The organism is Hymenobacter agri (assembly GCF_054778495.1).
Window position 1 is genome coordinate 1 of record NZ_BAAGZM010000823.1, and the last position, 1517, is coordinate 1517.

At 64.1% G+C, this 1517-nt stretch carries 2 protein-coding genes; one reads left to right on the plus strand and one right to left on the minus strand.

Features of this window, described 5'->3' with window-relative positions; genetic code table 11:
• A partial coding sequence (locus ACYVDE_RS22510) for an amidase family protein (protein ID WP_460503773.1) occupies nt 1-467 on the plus strand: 467 nt, incomplete at its 5' end.
• 66 nt (nt 468-533) lie between these two features.
• Here the strand turns inward: ACYVDE_RS22510 and ACYVDE_RS22515 are convergent.
• Nucleotides 534-1172 carry a hypothetical protein gene (locus ACYVDE_RS22515; protein ID WP_460503774.1) on the minus strand — a complete coding sequence of 213 codons (639 nt, stop codon included), beginning with the start codon at nt 1170-1172 and terminating at the stop codon, nt 534-536.
• Between the last annotated feature and the right edge of the window lie 345 nt (nt 1173-1517).

Below are 1517 nucleotides of genomic sequence, written 5' to 3' on the forward strand. Positions count from 1 at the left end.
CGCTGCTGCTGGGCCTGCTGGGCCGCACTTACACCGCGGCCGACTTCGCCGCCGCCCGCCACTCCTGGAACGACCACGCCCGCGCCTTCGGCCGCTTCCACCAGACCTACGACCTGCTCCTCACGCCCACGCTGGCCACGCCGCCCGTGCGCATTGGCGAGCTGCAGCCCAAGCCCATCGAGCAAACGCTGCTGAAGGTGGTGAATACCTTCGGTCTCGGCGGCCTCATTCGTCGCTCGGGCATCGTGGAGAAGCTGGCCGAGCAGAGCCTCGAAAAAACACCCTATACCCAGGTGGTCAATCTCACGGGCCAGCCCGCCATGTCGGTGCCCCTGCACTGGACGGCCGACGGCCTGCCCTGCGGCGTGCAGTTCATTGCCCGGCTGGGGGCCGAAGACGTGCTGTTCCGGCTGGCCGGGCAGCTGGAGCAGGCCCGTCCGTGGTTCGATAAGCGGCCGGGGCTGTAGCGCGAACTTTTAGTTCGCATCCCGCCCGCAGTCGCCAACGCACGCTTTGGGCTGGATATCCGCCGTTCAATCAAGCCGTTTGAACAGGCCCTGGCCTTTGGAGGAATAATTCCACTGCTCCAGCGAAGCCCGCTGGTGGGCGTTGCCCGAGGCTACGGAGTCGCGCAGGGCCACCGCCGCGCTGGCCATCGTCAGGCGGCCCCGCAACGGGTTGGTCATGCGGTACTGCACGCTGTCGGCCGTAACGCCGGTGACCTCAATCAAGCCGTATTGCCGGCCCTCGTCGGCCACGTCGAACTTGTAGCGGGTGCCGACTACTTCTCGGGCCGGGGCGGTAGTGGCAGCAGATACCGCTTCAGGTTTGGCTTTGTCGAATACGCTGATGACCAAGCACAGAAGCACCACCGCGCCAAATAGTAAAAGCAGCGCGAAATGCGTGAGTGGGGTTTTGGCCTGCTGCTGCACGGCCTGCACGGGCGCGCGGTAGCTGGCGGGCATTTCGCGGGCCGTGAGAACCTGCTTGCAGTGCTGGCACGCCGTTGCGCTGAATTTGCCAATGGGAAAAGCTGGTACCCAGAATAGATGCACGTAGCGCGAAAACACGGTGCACATCAGGGCTTCGGGCGTGTGGCAGTAGGCGCAGGCCAGGCCGGAGAGGTGCTCGGTAGCAATAGCCGTGTTGCGAATTCCGAAGAAAAACAGCAAAATGAAAGGGCGTTGATGGTGGAAAGAAATGTTGAAAGTCGGCTAAAGCTAGCAACAAAAAGCCCCGGCTGCGATGGCAGCCGGGGCTTGATACTGACGATAGCCGGGCCATTGCCAAGCTGGGTTTATTTGGCAAAAGGCTCGTTCGGTTGGCCCGCCAAGCGGATGCCAGCCCTGGCCGGTCTTCCCGGTACTGTAGAAACGTTGCGCCGTACGCCGGATGCAAAGCGGCGCTGCACGCCTTGCCGGTTCCCTGCTGGCTCAGCTACGCTGCTCGGTCGCGTCGCCAGCGCAGCAGCACAACCGCCACTGCCAGCGCCGCCCCGACGCCCGCTGCGATGGCCA